General features: G+C 37.8%; 15 protein-coding genes. 9 read left to right on the forward strand and 6 right to left on the reverse strand.

What is annotated here, in order from left to right:
• Window position 1 precedes the first annotated feature (1 nt).
• The 5 genes from purQ to AC0QT4_RS04570 all read left to right on the forward strand — a co-directional run bounded on the left by purQ (window position 2) and on the right by AC0QT4_RS04570 (window position 5254).
• A complete protein-coding gene (gene purQ, locus AC0QT4_RS04550; RefSeq protein WP_473200530.1) occupies window positions 2-673 on the forward strand; it encodes a phosphoribosylformylglycinamidine synthase subunit PurQ in 672 nt (223 codons plus the stop codon).
• Between the two features lie 303 nt (window positions 674-976).
• A complete protein-coding gene (gene purL, locus AC0QT4_RS04555; protein ID WP_473200531.1) occupies window positions 977-3187 on the forward strand; it encodes a phosphoribosylformylglycinamidine synthase subunit PurL in 2211 nt (736 codons plus the stop codon).
• 63 nt (window positions 3188-3250) lie between these two features.
• The gene (locus AC0QT4_RS04560) at window positions 3251-3484 is read left to right on the forward strand and encodes a BolA/IbaG family iron-sulfur metabolism protein (protein ID WP_473200532.1); all 234 of its coding nucleotides are present in this window, start codon (window positions 3251-3253) and stop codon (window positions 3482-3484) included.
• A gap of 98 nt (window positions 3485-3582) precedes the next feature.
• Window positions 3583-3915 carry a Grx4 family monothiol glutaredoxin gene (gene grxD, locus AC0QT4_RS04565; RefSeq protein WP_473200533.1) on the forward strand — a complete coding sequence of 111 codons (333 nt, stop codon included), beginning with the start codon at window positions 3583-3585 and terminating at the stop codon, window positions 3913-3915.
• A gap of 82 nt (window positions 3916-3997) precedes the next feature.
• Window positions 3998-5254 carry a multidrug effflux MFS transporter gene (locus tag AC0QT4_RS04570; protein WP_473200534.1) on the forward strand — a complete coding sequence of 419 codons (1257 nt, stop codon included), beginning with the start codon at window positions 3998-4000 and terminating at the stop codon, window positions 5252-5254.
• A gap of 58 nt (window positions 5255-5312) precedes the next feature.
• Here the strand turns inward: AC0QT4_RS04570 and parC are convergent, their stop codons facing one another.
• Together parC and aspS are read right to left on the reverse strand one after the other, a co-directional pair.
• Entirely contained in the window at window positions 5313-7562 is a 2250-nt protein-coding gene (gene parC, locus AC0QT4_RS04575) for a DNA topoisomerase IV subunit A (RefSeq protein ID WP_473200535.1), read from the reverse strand.
• An 842-nt stretch (window positions 7563-8404) separates the two neighbouring features.
• On the reverse strand, window positions 8405-10195 hold the full coding sequence (aspS, locus tag AC0QT4_RS04580; protein ID WP_473200536.1) for an aspartate--tRNA ligase: 1791 nt from the start codon (window positions 10193-10195) through the stop codon (window positions 8405-8407).
• Between the two features lie 131 nt (window positions 10196-10326).
• Here aspS and rnd point away from each other — a divergent pair, with 131 nt between their 5' ends.
• Complete coding sequence (gene rnd / locus AC0QT4_RS04585; RefSeq protein ID WP_473200537.1) at window positions 10327-11481, forward strand: ribonuclease D; 1155 nt, start codon at window positions 10327-10329, stop codon at window positions 11479-11481.
• A 486-nt stretch (window positions 11482-11967) separates the two neighbouring features.
• Here the strand turns inward: rnd and ppx are convergent, their stop codons facing one another.
• Both ppx and AC0QT4_RS04595 read right to left on the reverse strand, forming a co-directional pair.
• Window positions 11968-13479 carry an exopolyphosphatase gene (ppx, locus tag AC0QT4_RS04590; protein ID WP_473200538.1) on the reverse strand — a complete coding sequence of 504 codons (1512 nt, stop codon included), beginning with the start codon at window positions 13477-13479 and terminating at the stop codon, window positions 11968-11970.
• A gap of 6 nt (window positions 13480-13485) precedes the next feature.
• Window positions 13486-15666 carry an RNA degradosome polyphosphate kinase gene (locus AC0QT4_RS04595; protein ID WP_473200539.1) on the reverse strand — a complete coding sequence of 727 codons (2181 nt, stop codon included), beginning with the start codon at window positions 15664-15666 and terminating at the stop codon, window positions 13486-13488.
• Window positions 15667-15989: 323 nt separating this feature from the next.
• On the opposite strand from AC0QT4_RS04595, the gene AC0QT4_RS04600 reads away from it, so the two are divergent.
• Together AC0QT4_RS04600 and AC0QT4_RS04605 are read left to right on the forward strand one after the other, a co-directional pair.
• Window positions 15990-16238 carry a zinc-finger domain-containing protein gene (locus AC0QT4_RS04600; protein ID WP_473200540.1) on the forward strand — a complete coding sequence of 83 codons (249 nt, stop codon included), beginning with the start codon at window positions 15990-15992 and terminating at the stop codon, window positions 16236-16238.
• A 34-nt stretch (window positions 16239-16272) separates the two neighbouring features.
• Window positions 16273-17520 (forward strand): FAD-binding protein, encoded by a 1248-nt coding sequence (locus tag AC0QT4_RS04605; RefSeq protein ID WP_473200541.1) that lies wholly within the window; start codon window positions 16273-16275, stop codon window positions 17518-17520.
• A gap of 181 nt (window positions 17521-17701) precedes the next feature.
• Here AC0QT4_RS04605 and dnaE read toward each other — a convergent pair whose 3' ends face one another.
• Entirely contained in the window at window positions 17702-21190 is a 3489-nt protein-coding gene (dnaE, locus tag AC0QT4_RS04610; protein ID WP_473200542.1) for a DNA polymerase III subunit alpha, read from the reverse strand.
• A gap of 412 nt (window positions 21191-21602) precedes the next feature.
• On the opposite strand from dnaE, the gene recG reads away from it, so the two are divergent.
• Entirely contained in the window at window positions 21603-23711 is a 2109-nt protein-coding gene (gene recG / locus AC0QT4_RS04615) for an ATP-dependent DNA helicase RecG (RefSeq protein WP_473200543.1), read from the forward strand.
• Window positions 23712-24134: 423 nt separating this feature from the next.
• Here the strand turns inward: recG and glmS are convergent, their stop codons facing one another.
• Window positions 24135-25958, reverse strand: a complete 1824-nt coding sequence (glmS, locus tag AC0QT4_RS04620; RefSeq protein WP_473200544.1) for a glutamine--fructose-6-phosphate transaminase (isomerizing) — start codon at window positions 25956-25958, stop codon at window positions 24135-24137.
• Window positions 25959-25971: the final 13 nt, after the last annotated feature.

The following is a 25971-nucleotide window of genomic DNA, read 5'->3' on the forward strand; positions in this document are numbered from 1 at the left end:
CATGAAAACTGCCATCATTCAGTTACCTGGACTCAATCGCGATCGGGATATGATTGCTGCATTACATCATATAACAGGCAGTGAACCGTTTAAAATTTGGCAAACAGACACGACAATTCCAGATGTCGATGTCATCGTTATTCCTGGTGGTTTTTCTTATGGAGACTACCTAAGGTGTGGTGCAATTGGTGCGCGAACACCAGTTTTGCAAGCTGTTCATGAGAAAGCAAAAAAAGGTGTTACAGTAATCGGTATCTGTAATGGGTTTCAAATTTTATTGGAAGCCGGATTGTTGCCTGGCACTTTAATGCGGAATGCTTCATTAAAATTTGTTTGTCGTGAAATAAAGCTTGAAGTAGCAAATGCCAACACGCGATTCTCTCGACTCTATTCAAAAGGACAGATCATTCGTTGTCCTGTTGCTCATCATGATGGAAACTATTTTGTTGACAATGAAACTTTAAAAAAAATGGAAGACAATAAACAAATTGTTTTTCGCTATGCAGAAAATACAAATCCTAATGGTTCAATTCACGATATTGCCGGTATCATCAATAAAGCTGGAAATATTCTTGGTATGATGCCTCATCCTGAAAACTTCATTGAATCGGCACATGGTGGTACTGATGGTCGTTTACTTTTTCAAAGTGCTTTAGAATTGGCAAATCGTTGATGATAAAAAGTAGAGTGTATTCTTGTGCTATTTTAAAGTTAAAAATCTGAATATCTCCTACGCAGAGTAAGGATACAAATCAGGCACATTATGGATAAAATGGATAACACTTCTTTTAACACATGAAAAAATATTCAAGAGCTATTTATAAGTCTTTGAATTTACAAAATAAATGACCAATATTTCAGTTAACGCTTTAGGGACTTCTTTCTTATCAAACAATCAGATCACTTATAATTTAAGCTGCTAGATTTAAAATAATAAAAATGCTAAATTTCGATTAATTTAACGGATAAAGTACTCATGAATCCTTGCAATACCATCGCCATTACACCAGAATTAATTGCACAGCACGGCCTAAAAGATGATGAATATCAACGCATTCTCACTTTAATTGGAAGAGAGCCAACATTTACTGAACTTGGAATTTTTTCTGCCATGTGGAACGAACATTGTTCCTATAAATCATCTAAAAAGTGGCTTAAAACACTCCCAACAGAGGGAAAATGTGTCATTCAAGGACCTGGTGAAAATGCTGGTGTTGTCGATATTGGTGAAGGGCAATGCGTTGTTTTCAAAATGGAAAGCCATAATCATCCCTCTTATATCGAACCTTATCAAGGTGCGGCAACAGGTGTAGGAGGTATTTTACGTGATGTCTTTACAATGGGTGCTCGCCCCGTCGCTGCTATGAATGCCTTACGCTTTGGATCTCCTAATCATCCCCGAACACGCCATCTTGTTTCTGGTGTTGTGTCTGGAATTGGTGGCTATAGTAATGCTTTTGGTGTTCCAACTGTTGGTGGAGAAATAAACTTTGACAAGCGTTATAATGGCAATATCCTTGTTAACGCTTTTGTCGCTGGTATTGCCAAGACAGACTCCCTTTTTTATTCTAAAGCACAAGGAGTAGGACTTCCTGTTGTTTATCTTGGAGCCAAAACAGGACGTGATGGTGTTGGTGGAGCAACAATGGCTTCCGCAGAATTTGATGCTTCAATCGATGAAAAACGCCCAACCGTTCAAGTAGGTGATCCTTTTACAGAAAAATGCCTTCTTGAAGCTTGCTTAGAACTCATGGAACTTAAAGCTGTTGTTGCTATTCAAGATATGGGTGCAGCAGGACTAACGTCCTCTGCAGTTGAAATGGGAGCAAAAGGGAATTTAGGAATACAGCTTAATCTTGATAAAGTTCCCACCCGTGAAGAAAACATGACAGCCTATGAAATGATGCTTTCCGAAAGCCAAGAACGCATGCTCATGGTGCTAAAACCAGAATTAGAAAAACAAGCAGAAGCAATTTTTCATAAGTGGGGTCTTAACTTTTCTATTATTGGAAAAACAACAGATGATTTGCGTTTCCGTGTATTGCATCAAGGAGAAGAAGTCGTCAATCTTCCTATCAAAGAACTCGGTAATGAAGCACCTGTTTATGATCGCCCTTGGAGTGAGCTGGAAAAACAACCAACTCTTAAAGTAGAAGATGTTAAGAGGGTTGAAAATCTTGGTGATGCGCTCCTTCACTTGCTCAATTCTGCTGATCAAAGTTCACGGCGATGGGTTTATGAACAATATGATACGCTTATTCAAGGAAATACCCTTGTTCGTCCAGGAGGCGATGCAGGAATCATACGCGTAAGCAATAATGACAAACGTGCTCTTGCTTTTTCTTCTGATGTTACGCCTCGCTATTGTGAGGCTGATCCTTATGAAGGAGGAAAGCAAGCTGTAGCAGAATGCTGGCGAAATATTAGCACAACAGGTGCAATCCCCCTCGCTGCTACAGATAATCTTAATTTTGGTAATCCTGAAAAACCTGAAATTATGGGACAATTGGTTTTAGCCATTAAAGGCATAGGTGAAGCTTGCAGAATTCTTAACTTTCCTATCGTTTCAGGCAATGTCTCCCTTTATAATGAAACCAATGGAGAAGCCATTCTTCCCACACCAACAATCGCTGGTGTAGGACTTCTAGACGACTGGTCTAAAATGGTAACAATCAGTGGTATGCAAAATGGAGATAGGATTGTTTTAATTGGAGCGTGTGGCTCTCATTTAGGACAGTCAATTTACGCACGTCACATTTTAAATATTGATATAGGCGCCCCGCCTCCTGTAGATTTAGAGCTTGAAAAAAAACATGGACAATTTGTTCGAGATATCATTCATGGCGATTTTGTTAATGCTGCTCATGATATTTCTGATGGAGGATTAGCCATTGCACTTGCAGAAATGATAATTAAAGCAGGTAAAGGGATTAAAGCCCAATTAAGCAATAAACTACCACATCATGCGGAGCTTTTTGGAGAAGATCAAGGCCGTTATCTTTTAGCGGTCAAACCTCGTGCTCTCAACAAACTTAAAGAACTTGCACAAGTAAGTGCGATTCCTTTCACAGAGCTTGGTTTAGTTGAGGGGAATTCTCTCAATATAGATGGGGTATTGACACTTTCGCTAGAAAAACTCACACAAGCTTATGAAAATTGGTTCCCGCAATTTATGGGCAAAGAATAGAAAGTTATTTTTCCCTATTGGCGGATGCTATTCTTAATTAAAAATAAATAAAGGAGGATAATCATGGCAATGAGTGCTCATGCAATTGAAATGCTTATTCGCGAAGGCATTCCCGATGCAATTGTAACGATTCGTGATCTTGCTGGAGATGGAGAACACTACGCTGCAGAAGTTATTTCCGAAAGTTTTCGTGGTAAAAGCCGTATTCAGCAACATAAAATGGTCTATGATGCTCTTAAAGGCAATATGGGAAATGACCTTCATGCCTTAATGTTGCAAACAAATATTCCTAAATAATTTAAAATTTCTTCTTGCATTCAATCACTCAATACGATTAGAAAATAGTACAAGCGTAAATAGACACTCACATAAATTTACAATATCGAGGGATAGAGATGAACACTGTTCATGATTTTATTGACAACGAAATTAAAGAAAATGATGTCATTTTATTCATGAAAGGAACACCTGATGCTCCACAATGCGGATTTTCAGGACAAGTTGTTCAAATTCTCGACTATCTAGGGGTAAACTATAAAGGAGTTAATATCTTAGCTTCTAACGAGTTACGTCAAGGAATCAAAGATTATTCCAATTGGCCAACAATTCCGCAGCTCTATATCAAAGGTGAGTTTGTTGGCGGCTGTGATATTATTAAAGAAATGTTCCAAAATAATGAGTTGCAAGAGCTGCTAAAAGAACAAGGCATTTCCTGCAATAAATCATAAGAATCTCTTAAGAAGATATCTCTTACTTTTTATCCTTTTATAGAGCTGTGTTCAATCGAAATTTTTATTTCAAGGATGCAATATGTCATATTCAATCGATGAACAAGAGCATAGTGATACAATTAGAAAAAGAATTGGCTATAAAGAATTTGTTCTTCTTATTGGCGCGCTCATGGCTATCAATTCTATAGCCGTTGATATTATGCTACCAGCCATGCCTGACATTTTAAACAGTTTAAACGCTATCAATGAAAATGATCAACATTATATCATTTCTAGTTATCTCATTAGCTATGGCATCTCACAAATATTTTTTGGTCCCATAAGCGATCGTTATGGGCGCCGTAAAATTATTCTTATTGGTCTTGCTTTTTATTCATTTACAGCAATTGGTTGTGCTTTTGTTTCCAATTTTTCTCTATTACTTTTTTTACGTGTCTTACAAGGTATGGGAGGAGCTGCTATGCGCGTGCTCACAGTTTCCATTGTACGTGATCTTTATAGTGGTCGAAAAATGGCAGAAGTTATGTCTATCGTCATGATGGTTTTTCTTATTGCGCCAATGATTGGACCCGCAACAGGACAAGCTATTTTACTCTTCGGGAACTGGCAATTTATCTTTATATTCATGGCAATTATCGGTTTTGGACTGATGATTTGGATTCAACTGCGTTTACCCGAGACTCTTCATAGACAACGCTCTCTTTCCTTTTCTTCAATCAAACATAACTTATGGATTGTTCTTACTAATCGGACAACACTTTGCTACACACTGGCAACTTCCATTATTTTAGGCTGTATTTTTACCGCTGTTAATACATCGCAGCAAACATACGAAGGGATTTATAATCTAGGACTCTGGTTTCCAATTGCGTTTGCCGTCGGTGCAGCTTTTCAAGCACTCTCATCATTTTTTAATTCTCAATTGGTTGGGCGCCTTGGAATGCGCCGTATAGCTCATACGATGCTTTTGCTATTTTGTGCCACGTCATGCCTCTGGTTTGTTAGTTGCACCTTAACAGATGGTATTATTCCTTTTTCCCTTTACATGCTGCTGTTTTGTATATTGATGTTTGCCTGCGGCGGTATTATGGCCAATTTCAACACACTTGCTCTCGAATCTGTCGGTGAAATCGCCGGTACAGCATCTTCTGTATCTGGTTTTCTTCAAACCTCTATTGCAACAGGCCTTGGCTTTTTTATTGCCCAACAATTTAATGAAACAACCACCCCAAATTCGGCAGGATTTTTCTTTCTCAGCCTCATCGCCATACTTCTTGTCTTATGCGCGGAACGTGGACACCTTTTTAGGCCACATCATAACAGTCCTAACGAATAGATGCTGCTATGAAAAAGTTAATAAAACCACACAATGTTTTCTTTCATGTTTTTATAATTTAATTGGCAAACTTTCCTGATTTTGGAAAGCCTTTTGGCACCAAACGCCCACTCCCAGCACGCATTCCTATCCACTCAATGAGATCATCAGCTTGACGATTAAAGCAGCGTTCAGCCGTATCTTGCCAGCTTAACCCCTCTGATAAATTAAAGGTTTTTATATCAACAATACCCCCCTCTTTGTAACGTTGCAAACGAACACCTTTACCACGACTCATTTCTGGTATTTGTTCAATGGCAAAAACAAGCATTTTGCGATTTTCACCAACCACTGCAACATGATCACCTTTTACCGGAACACAAAGCTTCACTTTATCAGGGTACTTCACATTCATAACCTGCTTGCCTTTTCGTGTATTGGCAATGACTTCGGCTGCTGGTACAATAAAGCCATTTCCATGAGATGAAACTAAAAGAAGTTTTTCCTGTGCATTATAGACAAAAGCTGTCAAGACATCATGCTCATCATCCATATCGACTAAAATACGAATTGGTTCACCATGTCCCCGCCCTCCAGGCAAATTATTTGCAGAAATAGCAAAAAATTTTCCACCAGTACTTATCACCATAATTTTATCTGTTGTAAATGCTGGAAATGCTATCTTTAAGCAATCGCCTTCTTTAAAGGCAAGTGCTTTGTAATCACTCAAATGTCCCTTCAAAGCACGCATCCAACCTTTTTCAGAAATAACAATAGTTACCGGCTCTTTTTCAATCATCGCTTGGTGAATATCATCAATATCATGCCTTGGTGCTTCTTCAAATGTGGTACGCCTTTTTCCTAATAAAGTATCAGGGCCAAAAGTTTTGCGAATTTTTATAATTTCTTCTGAAATTATTTTCCATTGCTTAGCACGAGAGGATAATAAATTCTGCAATTGTTCTTTTTCAGTTTTCAAACTTTCAAATTCTTTACGAATTTCAAATTCCTCAAGTTTACGTAAAGAGCGCAAGCGCATATTAAGAACTGCCTCAGCTTGATTTTCTGTTAATTCAAAACGGCCGATAAGTTCTTTTTTGGGCTCATCTTCTTCACGAATAATCTGAATAACCTCATCAAGGTTTAAATAGGCGATAAGATAGCCATGAAGAATTTCTAATCGGCGATCAATTTCATCAAGTCGATAAGTAGAGCGACGCATCAAAACTTCTTGACGATGTTCAAGCCATTGCTGCAAACTTTCCCGCAGAGAGAGAACATTTGGTATTTTTCCTAAAGACAAAACATTAAGATTAAGAGGAAATCTTATTTCAAAATCGGTCAATTTAAAAAGAGATTCCATAAGGAGCTCAGGATCAACAGTGCGATTTTTAGGAATAAGAACGATGCGAATATCTTCTGCCGATTCATCTTGAATATCTTCAAGCATTGGTAATCGGCGTGCAAGCAGTAATTCCGCTGTTTTTTCAATAAGGCGTGACTTTTGAACTTGATAGGGAATTTCAGTAACAACAATCACATAAGAACCACGGCTGCCGGACTCTTGATGCCAACGTGAACGCAAACGAAAAAAACCACGCCCAACACGATAAGATTCCTCAATACTCTTTTTAGGCTCAACTAAAATACCACCTGTTGGAAAATCAGGACCAAGCACAAATTGATTCAATTCCTTATCATTAACATCGGGATGTGCAATCAAATGGAGCGCTGCATCACAAAGCTCAGCAACATTATGGGGTGGAATAGATGTCGCCATACCAACAGCAATACCAGATGAACCATTTGCTAAAAGATTAGGAAAAGCTCCCGGTAAAACAGCAGGCTCTTCATCTTCCTCATTATAGGTTAAACGAAAATCAATCGCATTCTCATTAATTCCCTCCAGCAACAATGCAGCCACTTCAGTCATACGTGCTTCCGTATACCGCATAGCAGCAGCATTATCTCCATCAATATTACCAAAATTGCCTTGTCCATCAATCAAGGGATAACGAACAGCAAAACTCTGAGCCAAGCGCACTAATGCATCATAAATAGATGCATCACCATGTGGATGAAATTTTCCCATGACATCACCAATAATCCGTGCACATTTCGCATAGGACTGCCCTGGATGAAGTTTGAGTAAACGCATCGCATGAACAATACGCCGATGCACTGGTTTCAAACCATCACGGACGTCAGGCAATGCACGGTGAGTAATAGTAGAAAGTGCATAAGCCAAATAGCGCTCCTGTAAAGCAGAACGTAATTCTATTGGCTCAATATGTTCTTTATCAAAAGGTAAATTTATTTTATCAGACATAATATTATGACAACAATTCCCAAAAGAGCGAGCAATTATTCTATAAGATTTCTTCGGTCAATCTTCTATGAATCAACTATTTTTATTAAAAATCGACTATATAAAAATAAACACCGTGATTAAAACATGAACAGAAAATTATATCAATTTGAAAATTTATACATGTGATTTACACTTCAGCTGAACAATATACGAAAATACTTAATGTGTTAATTAAAAATCTTTTTGAAAATAGTAAAATATGGTCTTAAAAAAATAACATAAACAACAAATAAACAAAAAAGTGTAAAATACATTATTCATTAAGTCTAACGATGGATATTATTCAGAATAAACAGGAAATAAAAACAATAATACTATTTGCTAATTTAAGTTTGGCTTATCTAAACTAAACTCATCAAAAGCATCAGATGATTTTCTTCTAAAGACAACGAAAACACTTTCTAAAAATAAATTTTCAGCAAGAATAATCTTAGCACTATTTTAAATATGAGTTTTTAAAAAACTTATTCATACAGCACTTTCTTCTGAGAAAATGACTTCTCTTTCCTTATATCTTAATAGGCGGGCATATTATATGAACACAAAGTCCGATCTGATATGATAAAATTTACAAAGCATCTAAACTTATAAAATCTTATCTCTCTCTTGGAATAATGCAACGTTTAGCCACACTGCATTGTTTTTTTAACATTGGGACACAAGATCTTTTACCTTGAGTTAAAAAACTTAAAGAAAGCATATATCTTAAAGCTTTTTATAAACAACATACACACTAATGTAATTCAAAGTCCCTAAAGCCTTACTGGGAATAAAAATGGTAACAACACACAATCAATTTATTAACCATTTTTGACGGAAGGAGCAATTCGTATCCCTAAATCACGTAATTGCGGAAGAGAAACATCAGATGGTGCACTCATCAAAAGATCAAGCGCCTGTTGGTTCATAGGAAATAAAGCAACCTCACGTAAATTTTTAACACCTTGTAAAAGCATAATAATACGATCAACTCCAGCAGCCATACCACCATGCGGCGGTGCTCCATAATGGAATGCACGATAAAGAGCACCAAAACGATCTTCCACGACCTCTTTAGAAAGACCAGCAAGATTAAAAACTTTAAGCATCATCTCTGGTGAATGATTACGGATTCCACCTGATGCAATCTCATAACCATTACAAACAAGATCATACTGAAAAGCTTTAAGAGTAAGAGGATCTTGGCACTCAAGAGCATTTTCCCCACCTTGGGGCATAGAAAAAGGATTATGTGCAAAATCAAGTTTTTTCTCATCTTCATTCCATTCAAAAAATGGAAAATCAACTATCCACGCTAAAGAGAAACACTCCCGATCCACAAGGTCTAATTCTTCCCCTACCCGTGTTCGCGCTGCTCCCGCAAAAGATGCAAATTTCTTTGGATCTCCCGCCACAAAAAAACAGGCATCACCACTTTCAAGGCCAAGCTGCATACGGAGTGCTTCAGTCCTCTGCTCACCAATATTTTTGGCAATAGGTCCAGCACCTTCAAACTTTCCTTCTTCTTCACGCCAGAAAATATAACCGAGTCCTGGTTGCCCCTCACCTTGTGCCCATCCATTCATACGATCACAAAAAGCACGGCTTCCTCCCGTTTTAGCCGGAATAGCCCATACTTGTGCATTCTCATCATTTGCCAAAATTTGAGCAAAAACTTTAAAACCAGAATCACAAAAATGCTGAGAAACATCTTCCATAATAATTGGATTGCGTAAATCAGGCTTATCAGAACCATATTTTCGCACTGCTTCATCATAAGAAATACGAGGAAAGCTTTGTGTTACAGGTTTTCCATTTGCAAATTCTTCAAAAAGAGAACGCATAATGGGTTCCATTGTTACAAAAACATCTTCTTGTTCAACAAAACTCATTTCAACATCTAATTGATAAAATTCTCCTGGAAGACGATCAGCCCTTGGATCTTCATCTCTAAAACATGGAGCAATTTGAAAATAACGATCAAAACCTGACATCATCAATAACTGTTTGTACTGCTGAGGTGCTTGTGGCAATGCGTAAAATTTTCCCTGATGAATACGACTTGGAACTAAAAAATCGCGCGCTCCTTCCGGTGATGAAGCTGTCAAAAGTGGTGTCATAAATTCCGTAAAACCATTCTCCTGCATAGAGCGTCTGATAGCAGCAATAATTTCAGTACGACGCATTATATTTTTGTGCATAGTTTCGCGACGCAAATCAAGAAAACGATATTTTAACCGAATATCTTCTGGATAATCAGGCTCGCCAAAAACAGGGAGAGGAAGTTCATCAGACTTTGAGAGAATTTCTACCTCTTGGGCAAAAATTTCAATCTCCCCTGTTGGAAGAAATGTGTTAATAACCTCATCAGAACGTGCACACACTTGCCCATCCACGCGAATGACCCATTCAGAACGCACTGTTTCAATAATTTTAAAAGCTGGCGAAGCAGGATCAGCGACAATCTGTGTGATTCCAAAATGATCACGTAAGTCTACAAAAAGGATTCCGCCATGATCACGAACGCGATGAACCCATCCCGAAAGACGAACTTTTGTTCCTACATCACATTTACGAAGAGCAGCGCAATTATGACTGCGATAACGATGCATAGTTTTTACCTTTGATTACAATTTTACATGCGCTACAAACGCTTTTTAACAACCACTTGTCAAGATATGAGGATAAAGACTCGAAAAAAAAGTCAATAAAAGACAAATTTAATTTATCTAGCTATAATGGAATGATGAATCTTATTACACAAACAACAGATCTTGAAATTGCAGTTTCTGCTCTACGGACTTCAGAGTTTGTAACAGTAGATACCGAATTTATCCGCGAAACGACTTTTTGGCCTCAACTGTGTTTAATTCAGCTTGCCTCACCAGACGTTACGCTACTGATTGATCCAAGAGCGCCAAATATCAATCTACAAGCATTTTTTGATCTCATGATCGATAAAAAAATCACCAAAGTTTTTCACGCTGCACGTCAAGACATCGAAACTATTTATCATCTCGGAGGTATCATTCCCTACCCTCTCTTCGATACACAAATAGCAGGATCAATTTGCGGATTTGGTGATTCTATTTCCTATGATCAAATTGTACAACGCTGCACGGGTCATCAAATTGATAAATCATCCCGCTTTACAGATTGGAGTTATCGTCCTCTTTCCGAAAAACAACTACTCTACGCACTTGCCGATGTAACCTATCTAAGAGATGTTTACCTCTTATTAAAAAAACAGTTAGAAAAAAACAAGCGCATACATTGGATGAATGATGAAATAGCGATTCTCTTAAATCCTAAAACCTATGATATGCCTGAAGATGAAGCGTGGAAAAAAGTAAAAGGCAAAGTAAAAAAACTGCGTGAACTTGCCATATTACAAAAAATAGCAGCTTGGCGTGAACGCAAAGCACGAAAATATAATATCCCACGTCGTCATATCATGAAAGATGAATGCCTTATCGAAATTGCAACCCAACAACCAAAAGACGAATCTGCTTTAAAACGTTTGCGCAGCCTAAATAAAAATTGGAATAAACTTGCAAATGCACAAACTTTAATCGAAGCTATTCACGAAGGCTTAGAGGTCGATCTTGCTACTTTACCTCCCCTTCCCAAACATAATCCACTCAATGAAACATCGACTGCCGTCATTGAGCTTCTCAAAGTGTTATTAAAACTCGTTGCGAACGAAAACGGTATTGCACCTAAAATTATTGCAACTTCCAATGATTTAGAAAAAATCGCCAATGGATGTGGAAAGAAAAATATCCCTGCTATGAATGGTTGGCGTTATGAAATATTTGGTCAAAAAGCTGAGCAAATGCTCAAAGGACAGATAGGATTTTATTTTCAGGATGGTAAAATAAGTATCAAACAATTTTAATTTGCAAAAACAACCCTTTGCATTTTGTGATTATCGCCAAAAAATCTTCTAAAGAAGCTTATATGCCTCATTAATGTGAAAGTTAGTAAAAAATTAAAAAGAGAAAAATGAGCAATCAACTTGCTAAGCCAATTTTGTTTGAAAAAATAAAGAAGAGCTCTCATCAAACTTTAAGGTCTCTCATTCCATAAAATCTACTATTATCTATGTTTGGGGATTACTTAGAATATGTTTTAAAAATGATAATCCAATATCTTAACAACAGAAAGTTTCCAATTTAAATAGAAACAGAAAAAACTTCTTTATAAACAAGAGCTTGATATATTACAAAACAAGAAGTTTAATGCAAAAAAGTATGGAGATACGATATTCCATATCATTGTATCATAAAAATTAAATGCCTTATTGAAAAAGCAACCCAACAACTAAAAGATGAAACTGTATAGCGATCAAAATACATAGAAAGAATATACGATAGAAAACGATTTAGAAAGTTTCAAAAGAAAGAGGAGATTTTATTATTTTTGATAATTTTTTTAGCCGAGTAAGAGGGCGTTCTCCTAATAAATCAGCATAACGCCTAGGAATATATAAAACAATATGATCTGTCTTTTTATGCCATGAAAAATGAGGAAGAATTCCTGCGGTAGAAGCACTAAAAAGATGAGCAATACGCATAATTTCACCAAGAATGCGCGCCTTCTCAATTATATTTTTGCTTGCTAATTGAAAAAGAGGAAGAGATTCTTCATTAATCGACATACCCGTATTGCGAAAAAAAACAGCAAGTGCAGCATAAAGGCGCCCCTCATGAGAGATTCCTGGATAAGATCCCAGCGCTATCTGATTTGCCGCCTCATTACCTCGGTAATCTGGATGTATGCGCCAACCAATATCTGCAAGAAGACAAGCTGCTTTACGATAACGATATTCATTTTCAGTCTCTGCAATTCCAAAAATATCAAAAGCATTGGTAGTGAAATCAATGAGTTCTTCTGCCTGCTTTGGTGAACGCGCACGGAGAATAGCCGTTTCAGTACATGCTGCAATGAGAGGATCTGAAACACGAATCTCTTGCGGCAATTTTGAATAAAGAAAACCTTCACGCACACCAGCTCCAGAAAAGATTATTTTCTCAAATCCGGTAGACTGAATAAGTTCAATAAGAACAATCGCTCCATAAGACAAGAGCTGACGGCGATTTTTTGAAACAGCGAAAATTCCTTTCATATTATTGATACTGCCACTCATGATAAAACGCAAGAAATCCTCCATTTCAACAGCATCAACTTCATAGCCATGCATAACAGGTAGCTGGTAATGTTTGGTTGCCATATGGAGTTTTGCCAAATTGCGCCAAGTTCCTCCTACTGCATAAAAACAACGTGCCATCCCTTTACGAACAACAGCAGATTTACAAAAATGCTCATGGACAATTTTTGTGGCAACAGCAATATCATTATTAGACATATACTGTAGCCGTAAACCACCTAACGGCAGAGTTATCCCCTCTCCTACATCAGAGTTCTCAATATCAATAAGTTCGAGACTTCCGCCACCAAGATCTCCAGAAATACCTTTTGGCTGATAAAAAGTAGAAATAACCCCATATGCTGAATAAAGAGCCTCTTCATTTCCTGAAAGAAGGCATATTTTATTTTGCAAAATATTTTCCGCATTTTGAATAAATGCTGATCCATTTTTAGCTTCACGCGCCGCTGCTGTTGCCAGTGTATAAACATCATCTGCCCCAATCTGCCGACAAAGCGCACGAAACCGTTTTAATGCTTGCAGAGCCATTTTCATGGATTTTTCTTCTAAAAATCCAGTTTTTGCAACACCTTGCCCAAGACCACAGAGAACTTTTTCATTAAATAAAACTGTTGGTGAACGAACAAGCCCTTCATAAATAACAAGTCGAACAGAATTTGAACCAATATCGATAACAGCGACAGGCTTACACCCTTTCAGCCGACCCTGAGCATTTATATATGTCATTGGATTTCAGTCTTTACGCAGTTTGGCATACTGTCGATGCAACGCAACCAAATGCGAAGCAGAAGATTCAAACAATTTTTTCCACCTCAAAAGACCTTCTTTGGCCATAAAATACTCCTGCGCATTAAACGGACTTTCACCTCTTTGCGGTGTTATACGTCTTGATGTTCCATCATTTAGTATATCAAAGCTTTGTTGATTATCAATAATATTGGCGAGCATAATTTGTAAAAGAATCTGCTTCCGAACCATTGTATTTAAAACTGGTACCAATATTTCAATACGATGATCCAGATTACGAGGCATCATATCAGCCGATCCAAAATAAACAATTGCATTTTCACTGGGGAGATCTTGACCATTACCAAAACAAAAAACGCGACTATGTTCCAGAAAACGCCCGACAATTGATTTTGCACGAATATTATCTGAAATTCCTGGAATATCAGGACGCAAACAGCATATGCCTCGCACCACCAGATCAACCTGCACCCCCGCTTGACTAGCACGATACAAAGCATCAATAATTTCAGGATCAACCAGTGCGTTAACTTTCATCCAAATAGCAGCCAATCGCCCCTGTTGCGCATTGGTAATTTCTTCTTCAATATGCTTAAGAATACGACTACGCAATGTTAAGGGTGAAAACGCAATCTTCATTACTGCATTTGGACGTTTATATTGAGCAATATAATTGAACAGTAAGGCAACATCATAAGCAATATCATCATCAGTAGTAAAAAAAGAAAGATCAGTATAAACTTTAGCATTAACTGGATGATAATTTCCAGTTCCAAGATGGACGTAAGAGCAAAGACGTTTTCCTTCACGTCTCACAATCAGTGATATCTTAGCATGTGTTTTTAATGCAATAAAACCAAAAAAAACACGCACGCCCGCACGCTCAAGATCACGCGCCCAACGGATATTCGCTTCCTCATCAAAACGTGCTTTAAGTTCTACTAAAGCAGTCACAGATTTTCCCTTTTCAGCAGCTTCAATCAAAGCGTTGACAATTGGGCTATTATTTGATGTGCGATAAAGAGTTTGTTTGATTTCTACAACATCAGGATCGCTAGCAGCTTGACGTAAAAATTGCACAACAACATCAAATGTTTCATAAGGATGATGAATGACCATATCATTTTCACGAATAGCCGCAAAGCAATCCCTCTTATGCTTATGAATACATTCAGGAAAACGAGGATTATAAGGCACAAACTTTAAGTCATCACGTGGAATAGATACAATTTCTGACACCATATTAAGCGCCAATAATCCATCGATAATACTGATAAAATTATCAGGAACGGCGAGACAATTGGTTATAAATTGGCATAAATTCTCCGGCATTTTCGCATCAAATTCGACTCGAATAACTTGCCCACTACGACGCCTTTTAAGAGCAGTTTCAAAAAAACGAACGAGATCTTCAGCCTCTTCTTCTACTTCAATATCACTATCACGAATCACTCTAAATGTACCAATTCCATCAACTTTATAATCAGGAAATATATGGTTGATAAAAAGGCTAATAACATCTTCACAAGCAATAAAACGAAAATGATTACCTTCTTGAGGAAGAAGAATAAAACGCTTCAAGTTCGTTGGAATAGGCAACAATACTCTATTTGTATGTTGATCAATACACCGATATAGTTGGAGAGCAAGCGAAAGCCCTAAATTAGGAATGAAGGGAAACAAGTGATCAGAATCAATAGGTAAAGGTTTTAGAGCAGGATAAATTATATCAAGGAAATATTTTTCGAGCCATGATTTCTCAATTTCTGAAAGCCTATCAGAACCAATAATTTCAATATTATTCTGTCTTAATTCGTGACCTAAAACACGCAATTCTTGTAATTGATGAAGCTGTAAACGTGAAATCTCATCTAACACAAAATCAAGTTGCTCCTGTGGAGTGCGTCCATCTGCACTACACTTTGTAACCCCATCACGAATTTGAGCAGCAAGGCCCGCAACACGAACCATAAAAAATTCATCAAGATTTGCTGCCGAAATCGAAAGAAATTGCAGACGTTCTAGTAAAGGATGCTTTGTATTAGCAGCTTCCATCAATACACGGGTATTAAATTGTAACCATGAAAATTCTCTATTAATAAACCGCACCGGATTTTTCATTGTTATATCCGATATAGCAACCTGATCTGCCACCCTCTGTTCCATCTATTTTAGCTAATCTTCCTTTATACTTTATAAACCCATTATCGATAAATATATCATAGAACACTTTATGATATATTACCGTATAATAACATAATCAATTGCTCAATTTTTCTTACATTATTTGCATGTAAACTTTCAAAATACTTGAAAACATTCCCATGCCAAAATACTAAAAACGCGGTAATAACCCTGAATAACAAAAAGATCTTTGATTTGTATAAAAAAGCACCTTGCATTGTTATAAGCTTTATTACAAACTAATATATAAGATAGATGATCCAAATCATCCCTGATTGAAGCAATTTATTCGGAGCTTTTATACCATGGCCGATCATAACATCCCCCATTTCCAAAATGATCTTGGATATAAAATAATTGAAATTGGTGTAAAAGAATTTATGTGTGTAGGCGCTACACAACCGTTTGATCATCCTCATATTTTTATTGATATGGGAGCAATGGATGAAAAAATTTGCCCTTATTGTTCAACACTTTATCGCTATAATCCTTCACTATCATACGATCAAACAAATCCAACTGGATGTTTATACCATACAAACAATCCATTATAGTGCATTTTCTGCTCTTTCAATATGAAAGAAACACATGAATCAATCACCAATCATCGTTGGAGGAGGCATTGCTGGTCTAAGCACTGCTTTAGCACTCGCTCATAAAGGGATTGCAAGTACACTTATAGAAAAGTGCAAACAGCTTAACGCTGTCGGAGCAGGTATTCAGCTTACCCCAAATGCAACCTGTATCTTAGCACATTGGGGACTTCTTAACAAGCTTCTTGAAGGAGGAACAAGACCATATTTTCTTGAGTTACGAGATGGGGTATCTTTAAAAACGCGACTTCATATTGATCTTACTACTTTATCGGAAAAAAATTGGCAAGCTCCTTATATTACGATTCACCGCGCCGCTTTACAAAAAGTTTTATACAATGCTGTAATTGAAAATCCTTTTATCAAATATAAAACAGGCGAAACTGTCATATCGTCTACTCTAACAGCTTCTAACAGTATTCATATAAAAACAAGAAAGACAGGTGCAGCAACTGAACAACAACAGCAGTTTTATTCAACACCACTTCTTATTGGATGTGATGGAGTTTGGTCCACATTACGGCAATTCGCTCCTTTCCATGAAAGGGCAAGTTTCAGTGGTTTTATTGCTTGGCGTGCTACAGCAGAATTTAAAAATCTTCCTAAAAGCTTTTGTTCTTTATTACGAAATATGCAAACGATTACCGCTTGGATGGGACCTAAAAATCATCTTGTCGTCTACCCCATTCAATCATCCGCAAAGGTTTTTAATTTCGTAGCCATTACTCATGGAGAAAATTCAAAAAAAGGGTGGGCACATAGAGGAAATAAAGAAGATTTGAAATCTCTTTTTAAAGGTTGGAATCTGCAAATTTTGCAAATCTTTGATCATATTGATGAATGGAGCTATTGGCCACTCTTTCAAATGGAACGGAATCGTTTTTTAGGTTTAGAAAGACAAGTATTTGTTGGGGACAGTGCGCACGCCGCCTTACCCTTTGCAGCACAAGGCACTGCTATGGCAATCGAAGATGCCGCTACATTAGCAGAAGTTCTCTCGCTTAAAGAGCTTTCATTAACCAAAGCTCTTTCACTTTACGAAAAAATACGCATGCCCCGAATTAAAGCCGTAAAAAGACGTGGAGATTTTAATAGAATAGCTTACCATGCAACTGGGCCCATAGCAATTGCACGTAATTTCATCATGAAAATTCGCACAGCAGAAAGTATCATGTCCAGCCTTAATTGGCTTTATATGTACGACGCGATGAATCGCACAAAAACATATGATAAAAACTTATAAAATTCCTCTAATGATGTTTGATACATTAAACACATTTTCTTGAATTTATAATACTGAGATACTGTCATCATTTATTCCTAATAAAGTAAGAACTTTCAAAATCTAGAATCCGATTCAAAAAATAAAGCTACCACTCAAAAAAAGAGAATCTCAAATAAGCAATTACCTTACAATTTTTGTTTTAAATCAATTCCACCTCAACAACACCCTCAATTGATCTCATAGCACTCGCCACACGTGAATTAACCTTATATCGCTTTGGAAGCGCAATTTCGATCTCCCTTACTCCATCCTCTTGAATAAGGATCAGCCCTACTTCTCCATTTCCACTAGGGGTTAAATTTTTCTCAATTTGTGCAAGCATATCGACTTTTTTTATAAAGAGGCGCATCATTTTATGATGCTGTGATATCTCTTTTTCCAAAGACTGAACTGTCTCAAGTCGCAAACTCACACCTTCAGAGCGATTTTCTGCACTCACTGTAATGATAAAAGATTTTCCAAGCTCTAAAATCTCCCCGTAATCCGAAAGCATCTCAGAAAAGAGAACTGTCTCATATTGTCCACTCGTGTCAGAAAAATGAATAATTCCCATTTTCTTTCCGGATTTTGTTTTGCGCACTTGTTTTGCCACAACAGTTCCAGCAAGCCTAGCGGCGACTGCTCCTCCTTTAACGGCATTGGCAAAATGAGCCCAAGTTTGTACGCGTTTTTTTGCAAGAATAGCTTGATACTCATCCAAAGGATGTGCAGAAAAATAAAAACCTATTGCTTGAAATTCTCGATGAAGTTTTTCATCCGGTAACCAAGGAGAGGTTTGCGACAAGATCAAAGGTTCTTTTAATCCACCTATCATCGCAAATATATCAGTCTGCCCACTAGAATTGTTTTCAAGGATACGAAGTGCACGCGCGTTGAGCGTTTCAAGACTTGCCAATAAAACTTCACGTGCAATATGAAAACAATCAAAGGCGCCCGCACAAACCAAACTTTCCATCGCACGTTTATTAACAATACGGGGATCAATACGCTCACAAAAATCTTCTAGATCTCTAAAAGGTTTATTTCCACGGCAAGCGACAATATGATCGACAACCGCTTCCCCTACTCCTTTAATGGCAGCAAGAGAATAATAAATACAGCTATCACCAACTTCAAAAACTCGATGTGATGTTTGCACACAAGGTGCAACAACCTTAATACCTAATCTTAATGCTTCACGCCGGAAATCATTTAACTTCTCTGTATTTGTCATATCATACGTCATTGAAGCGGCTAAGAACTCAACTGGATAATGCGCTTTCATATAAGCTGTTTGGTAGGAAACAATCGCGTAAGCAGCGGCATGTGACTTATTAAAACCGTAATCTGCAAATTTTGCTAAAAGATCAAAAATAATATCAGCCTGATCCTTATCAACACCGTTAGCAATAGCCCCATTCACAAAACGCGTACGCTGTTTTTGCATTTCCTTATGAATCTTTTTACCCATAGCGCGACGCAATAAATCCGCTTCTCCAAGCGAATAACCAGCAAGAACCTGAGCAATCTGCATCACTTGTTCCTGATAAACAATAACACCTTGTGTTTCTTTAATCAGAGGATCTATTTTAGGATGAATAGAAGCAATTTCTTCTTCCCCGTGTTTGCGTGCATTATAGGTTGGAATATTCTCCATTGGACCAGGGCGATAAAGGGCGACAAGAGCAATAATATCTTCAATACGATCTGGTTTCATCCCAATCAGCGCCTTACGCATACCAGAACTTTCCACTTGAAACACGCCAACTGTTTCGCCACGTGCCATCATAGCATAGGTCATTTCATCATTGAGAGAGATATTCGACAACTCTATTTTAATGCCCTTCCGTGCAACAAAATCTACCGCCATTTTCAAAATAGTCAGTGTTTTTAATCCCAGAAAATCAAATTTTACGAGCCCCGCCTGTTCAACATATTTCATATTAAATTGTGTTACAGGCATATCAGAACGAGGATCGCGATACATTGGAACAAGCTCTGACAGTGGACGATCACCAATAACAATCCCTGCCGCATGGGTTGATGCATGACGATAAAGCCCCTCCAGTTGAAGCGCTATATCTAATGTGCGCCCAATGACAGGGTCTTTTTTCTTTTCCTCCTCAAATTTAGGCTCATCCTTGATAGCATCAGCCAATTCAACTTGGCTTCCAGGTGTAGCAGGAACTAATTTCGTAAGATAATCCACCTGACGATAAGGTACTTCTAAAACACGTCCAACATCACGCAACACGGCACGCGCTTGTAATTTACCAAAGGTAATAATTTGGGCAACTTGATCGCGTCCATATTTTTCCTGAACATAATGAATAACCTCTTCGCGTCGCTCTTGACAAAAGTCAATATCGAAATCCGGCATAGAAACACGATCTGGATTAAGAAAACGTTCAAAGAGAAGAGAAAAACGTAATGGATCAACATCGGTAATAGTCAACGCATAAGCAACAAGTGAACCAGCACCAGAACCACGCCCAGGACCAACAGGGATATCATGAGACTTCGCCCATTTTATAAAATCTGAAACGATAAGAAAATAGCCAGAAAACTGCATGCGCGTAATAACGGAAACTTCATAATCAAGCCGCTGCTCATAATCTGCAATTGTATATCCTTCGGCCAATCCAACTGTCTCAAGCCGCATTTTTAAACCAGCCTTAGCCTGATTTAGTAATTCCCTATCTTCTACTTCTAAAGCACGATTTGAATCAATAGACTTCTCTACAAAACGCGGCAAAATTGGTTTTCTAATAGGGGTAGCAGTATGACAACGCAATGCAATTTCAACGCTGTTCTCCAAAGCTTCTGGAAGATCAGAAAATAATGCAACCATTTCATCTTGTGACTTCAAATAATGATCTGGTGTTACACGTTTACGCTCTGGATTAGAAACAATTTGCCCTTCTGCAACTGCCATCAGTGCATCATGTGCTTCATACCCTTGCCTATTCAGAAAAAAAGCTTCATTGGTTGCAACAAGAGGAATTTCATATTTATACGCCAATTCAAGAAGCGTATCTTCTACTTGTTGATCAAAAGAGCCATGTCGCTGTAATTCCATATAAAGACGATTAGCAAAAATTTTTCTTAAAGAAATCAAACGTTCAACAGCACGTTCTTTTCTACCTTCTGCCAAAGAAAAATTAAGTGGGCCTCCCTTGCCACCTGTTAAAGCAATTATTCCTTCACTGTGTGACGACAGCCAATCCATTTTAATATGAGGAGGATCAGTGTCGCACTTATCAAGGTAAGCACGGCTAACAAGGCGAACCAGATGAGCATAACCAGCCTCGCTTGCAGCTAACAAAACAACAGAGCAAAAATCAGAAGAATGGCGCCCTTTAGCAAAACTTCGATTGTCATGTTCATCACCAAAATCAACCGCGAGCTGACAACCAACAATAGGCTGAATCCCTTGAGAAAAACAATATTGTGAAAACTCCAAAGCACCAAATAAATTATTCGTATCTGTAATAGCAATTGCTGGTGTATGATCTGAAATCGCATGTTGAATTATTTGTGGAATTTTTAAAGCCCCTTCGAGCAATGAGTAGGCAGAGTGCACCCTTAAATGAATAAAGCGAGGAAGAGATTTTTTTTTATCTCGTGTTTTACTTTTATCTTCTGCCACTCTTAAATTTCCTACAACAAAATAAATACCAAATCGCAACTGCTATTTGTCTATACTAGAAAATATTCTAACTTTATTATACCCTTTATTATACCCTTGAATCTATAAACGCATCACTCAGCATATGGAATTCAGCGCCTTCACAAGACATTTTATTTTTATGATATTTACAGAAGACTTCCATTAAGAAAATATCTCTATGCACAGCAAATAAATACACAAAGAGAAAAAGAGAGAGAATATGACCAATATTGATATTCTTTTTTTACAATTTTTATTCTAAACATTTTAAAACATTAATTTTTCTGCTTCAAATTTTAAAATGTAAATAAAAAATCCTCTTCTATAAATTATCCCCAAAAAGCTCTTTTAAAGGACTAGAAAAAATAACAAGAGCAGGATAAATTTCCTCATGCCTCCAAGCCTTATTACACCTTTTTTTATTTCTATCCGCACCCTTTCTGGGATTACTCCTAAAATATATAGTTTACTGGCTAAAGTCTTAAATATTAATCCTACACAACATGAAATTACCCTTATTGATCTCCTGCAATTAATGCCTCACTCCGTTATAGATCGTAGAAGATGTCCTAGCATTGCTTGTGCACAAGAGGGGATCACTCTCACTCTCGAAATTGTTATTGACCAACATCAACCACCACCAATTGGTCGTAAACGTTTACCCTATCGCGTCACTGCACACGATCCAACGGGAGAAATAAATTTAGTCTTTTTTCATGCACAACATTCTTGGCTAAAGAGACAACTACCGGAAGGAAAGAAAGTCATTGTATCAGGGAAAGTTGAACGGTTTAATGGACAACTTTCAATGGTCCATCCCGATTATATCGTACCAAGTGAGCAAGAAAATCAAATTCCCTTCATTGAACCTATTTACCCCTCTACCGCCGGATTATCCGCAAAAACACTAAGACGTGCAATACAAAATGCTTTAGATTATATTCCTCTCTTACCAGAATGGATAGAAGAAAGCGTGAAAAAGCAACAAAACTTTTCCTCTTTTCCTGTTGCTTTACGCCGCATCCATGCGCCCATCGATCTTGCTGATTTAAACTTAGAAAGTACAGCACGCAAACGTCTTGCCTATGATGAATTGCTCGCTTGTCAACTGGCGCTTGGCTTAGTGCGTTTAAAAACCAAATCTCTTTCTGGAACTTCTCGGCCACCAACAGGAGCTTACACTCAAAAACTGCTGAAAGCCCTTCCCTTCCAGCTGACAAATGGACAAATAAAAGCAATACAAGAGATTGCAAATGATCTTGCTTCACCAGAACCAATGTTAAGACTTCTCCAAGGTGATGTGGGATCAGGAAAAACCGTTGTTGCCCTCATGGCAATGACACAAATTGCTGAAAATTCAAGTCAATCAGCTTTAATGGCGCCTACAGAAGTTCTCGCTAGGCAACATTTTGCAAAAATTGCACCTCTTGCTGAAAAGATTGGACTACGAACAGTTCTTTTAACGGGACGAGAAAAAGGAAAATTGCGCAAAAATATTTTAAACGATATTATATCAGGTCAAGCTTCCCTTATTATCGGAACCCATGCCCTCATACAAAACAGTGTTTCTTACAATAACCTTGCCTTAGCCATTATTGATGAGCAACACCGTTTTGGTGTACACCAACGTCTTGCCCTTACAGCAAAAGGCCATAAACCTGATATGCTGGTAATGACTGCCACCCCTATTCCACGGACCCTCGTCTTAACAGCTTTTGGTGATATGGATGTTTCCCAAATTACTGAAAAACCAATTGGACGACAACCAATTACAACGGCAACACTTTCTTTAAAACGTCTTAATGAACTCATCGAACGAATTACTATTGCCTTAGAAAAAGGTGAAAAACTCTATTGGATTTGTCCTTTAGTAGAAGAATCTACCACTCTTGAACTCACTTCAATTGAAAGTCGTTTTGCTCTTCTCCAAGAGCGATTTGGCACACGAGTTGGTATGATCCATGGGAAAATGTCTACAGATAAAAAAGAAGCCGCTATGGCATCTTTTAAATGTGGAGATATTCGTATTTTAGTCGCAACCACAGTTATTGAAGTCGGTGTAGATATTCCTGACGCTTCAATCATTATTATAGAACATGCAGAACATTTCGGTCTTTCACAATTGCACCAATTGCGTGGACGTGTTGGACGAGGAGAAAAAAAATCCTCCTGTATTTTGCTCTACAAAGATCCTTTAACAAAAATGGCCGCAGAGCGTCTTAATATTATACGCAATACAGAAGATGGCTTTAAAATTGCTGAAGAAGACTGGCGTCTGCGAGGGGAAGGAGAGCTTTTAGGAACAAAACAATCCGGTATGCCGGAGTTCCACATGGCAAACCTCGCAGTCCATGGTGATCTTTTATCAATAGCAAGAAGAGATGCACGTTTATTTTTGCAACGTGATCCTAATCTTTCTTCTGAGCGAGGACAAACTTTACGTTTGCTTCTTTATCTTTTCGGACGAGACGACGCCACGCGTTTATTACGAGCAGGATAATAATAAAAAAGACACAGGTTTACATATCCGTTTAACAACTCTCTGTTCGCTCTCTAACCAACTGTAAATGATATAATGCAAGATCCCTTTGTCCATAATCGACCTTACTACTTGTGGTGTAACATAAGCCAATAACATCATTCTAGATCTCCTGACCTTCAAGGTTGCAGTTCTTTTGCATGAAAACCAGTAAAAGAGAGACAATATCTAGCTTTTCTAAAACTGTTTTCTCTTTACACATCTGTTCTCTTTTGTGAAAATCAAGAAAATATTTTTGAGATTCTGAGACGGAAGAAGTTAAATGAAAAATACCCCTATATTCAATATCCTCGTTCAATAGAGAAAATAACAAATGATTATTATAAATTAATTTATTATCCCCTTAATTATTGCTCAAAAATTGCAAAAATACAAAATTCATTTTTACTCAACAGTGACTGATTTTGCCAAATTACGGGGCTGGTCAACATCTGTTCCCAATAAAACAGCGGTATGGTATGCGATTAATTGAATGGGTAAAGCATAAATAATGGGGGCAACAAATTCTGGAACATTTGGCAAAATAATAGTCGACAACATATCAAGATGAACTTCTTCTGCTCCTCTTTTATCTGTTATCAAAATAATACGACCATTGCGTGCTGCTACTTCTTGCATATTAGAAACAGTCTTTTCAAACCACCGATCATAAGGTGCAACAACAATCACTGGAATTGTCTCATCCACCAGTGCAATAGGCCCATGTTTTAACTCACCCGCTGCATAGCCTTCAGCATGAATATAAGAGAGTTCCTTCAGTTTAAGCGCCCCCTCCAAAGCAATTGGATAAGAAGTACCACGACCAAGATAAAGAACACTTTTTACATTGACTAAATGACGACAAATTCCTTCAATTTTATCATCTAGCTTTAAAACCTCATTTAAAATCCGCGGCACCTCTGCTAACTGTTGAACAAAGAGATGTTCTTCTTTCTCTGAAAGAGACCCCCGTTGCTTAGCAGCACTAAGCGCCATTGCAGCAAGGGTTGCTAACTGACAAGTAAAGGCTTTCGTTGAAGCAACACCAATTTCCGGTCCGGCTAATGTTGGTAGAATAAAATCAGCTTCTCTAGCCATTGTCGATTGCTCAACATTCACAATTATTGCTGTTTTTACACCACGCTCGCGACAATAACGCAACGAAGCTAAAGTATCTGCTGTTTCACCAGATTGGGAAACAAATATCGGTAATATATCAGCAGTTATGGGTGGTTCACGATAACGAAACTCCGAAGCGACATCATTATCAACGCTTAAAGCAGCAAACTTCTCAAACCAATAGCGTGCAACTAAGGTTGAATAATAAGCTGTTCCACAGCTTGCAAACAACAATCGGTTAATATTTTTCCAATCAATCAAATTATCAAGTGAGCGAATCGTGTAATTTCCAAGATTAAGATAACGCGCTAAATTATGAGAAATCACTTCAGGTTGTTCAAACATTTCCTTGTGCATGAAATGACGATGATTGCCCTTAGAAACTAATAAAGATTCTTCAAACAATGTATTAATAGGGCGTTCTACCAGCTGATTTTCGACATTATAAATTGTTACTCCTTCACGTGTGAGAACAGCCAAATCACCATCTTCCATATAACTAATACGATTTACGAATGGTGCCAAAGCAATGGCATCAGAGCCGACAAAAAATTCATCTCTTCCATAGCCAACCGCTAGCGGCGGACCAGAACGAGCAGCAATCATAAGATTATCGTCACCTTCAAAAATAACAGCAATGGCAAAAGCACCTTGCAACCTTTTCAAACTTGTGCGCATAGCCTCTCGTGGCGAAAGACCACTTTCTAAAGCATGCGTAATTAAATGCGCAATAACTTCAGTATCCGTTTCTGTTTCAAAGATATAACCATCCTCAATGAGTTCCTTTTGCAATTCTACAAAATTTTCAATAATACCATTATGAACAATGGCAAGGCGTTCCGTTATATGAGGATGGGCATTTCGTTCTACAGCAACTCCGTGTGTGGCCCAACGCGTATGGCCAATCCCTAAATTTCCTTCCAGAGGGGCCTTTTTAAATTTTTCTTCTAAATGAATAAGCTTCCCTTCAGCACGCATACGATAAAGGCGTCCATTATGTACTGTTGCTATACCAGAGGAATCATATCCTCTATACTCAAGACGTTTCAAACCTTCAATCAAAGAGGATGCAACACTTTTATTTCCAAGAATTCCGATAATTCCGCACATTCAAAAACTCCAA

This window comes from Bartonella sp. EBT8 (genome assembly GCF_055796165.1).

Coding starts and splice junctions, on each gene's coding strand:
- purQ (WP_473200530.1), top strand. CDS start 2: ATGAAAACTGCCATCATTCAGTTACCTGGACTCAATCGCGATCGGGAT.
- purL (WP_473200531.1), top strand. CDS start 977: ATGAATCCTTGCAATACCATCGCCATTACACCAGAATTAATTGCACAG.
- AC0QT4_RS04560 (WP_473200532.1), top strand. CDS start 3,251: ATGGCAATGAGTGCTCATGCAATTGAAATGCTTATTCGCGAAGGCATT.
- grxD (WP_473200533.1), top strand. CDS start 3,583: ATGAACACTGTTCATGATTTTATTGACAACGAAATTAAAGAAAATGAT.
- AC0QT4_RS04570 (WP_473200534.1), top strand. CDS start 3,998: ATGTCATATTCAATCGATGAACAAGAGCATAGTGATACAATTAGAAAA.
- parC (WP_473200535.1), bottom strand. CDS start 7,562: ATGTCTGATAAAATAAATTTACCTTTTGATAAAGAACATATTGAGCCA.
- aspS (WP_473200536.1), bottom strand. CDS start 10,195: ATGCATCGTTATCGCAGTCATAATTGCGCTGCTCTTCGTAAATGTGAT.
- rnd (WP_473200537.1), top strand. CDS start 10,327: ATGATGAATCTTATTACACAAACAACAGATCTTGAAATTGCAGTTTCT.
- ppx (WP_473200538.1), bottom strand. CDS start 13,479: ATGACATATATAAATGCTCAGGGTCGGCTGAAAGGGTGTAAGCCTGTC.
- AC0QT4_RS04595 (WP_473200539.1), bottom strand. CDS start 15,666: ATGGAACAGAGGGTGGCAGATCAGGTTGCTATATCGGATATAACAATG.
- AC0QT4_RS04600 (WP_473200540.1), top strand. CDS start 15,990: ATGGCCGATCATAACATCCCCCATTTCCAAAATGATCTTGGATATAAA.
- AC0QT4_RS04605 (WP_473200541.1), top strand. CDS start 16,273: ATGAATCAATCACCAATCATCGTTGGAGGAGGCATTGCTGGTCTAAGC.
- recG (WP_473200543.1), top strand. CDS start 21,603: ATGCCTCCAAGCCTTATTACACCTTTTTTTATTTCTATCCGCACCCTT.
- glmS (WP_473200544.1), bottom strand. CDS start 25,958: ATGTGCGGAATTATCGGAATTCTTGGAAATAAAAGTGTTGCATCCTCT.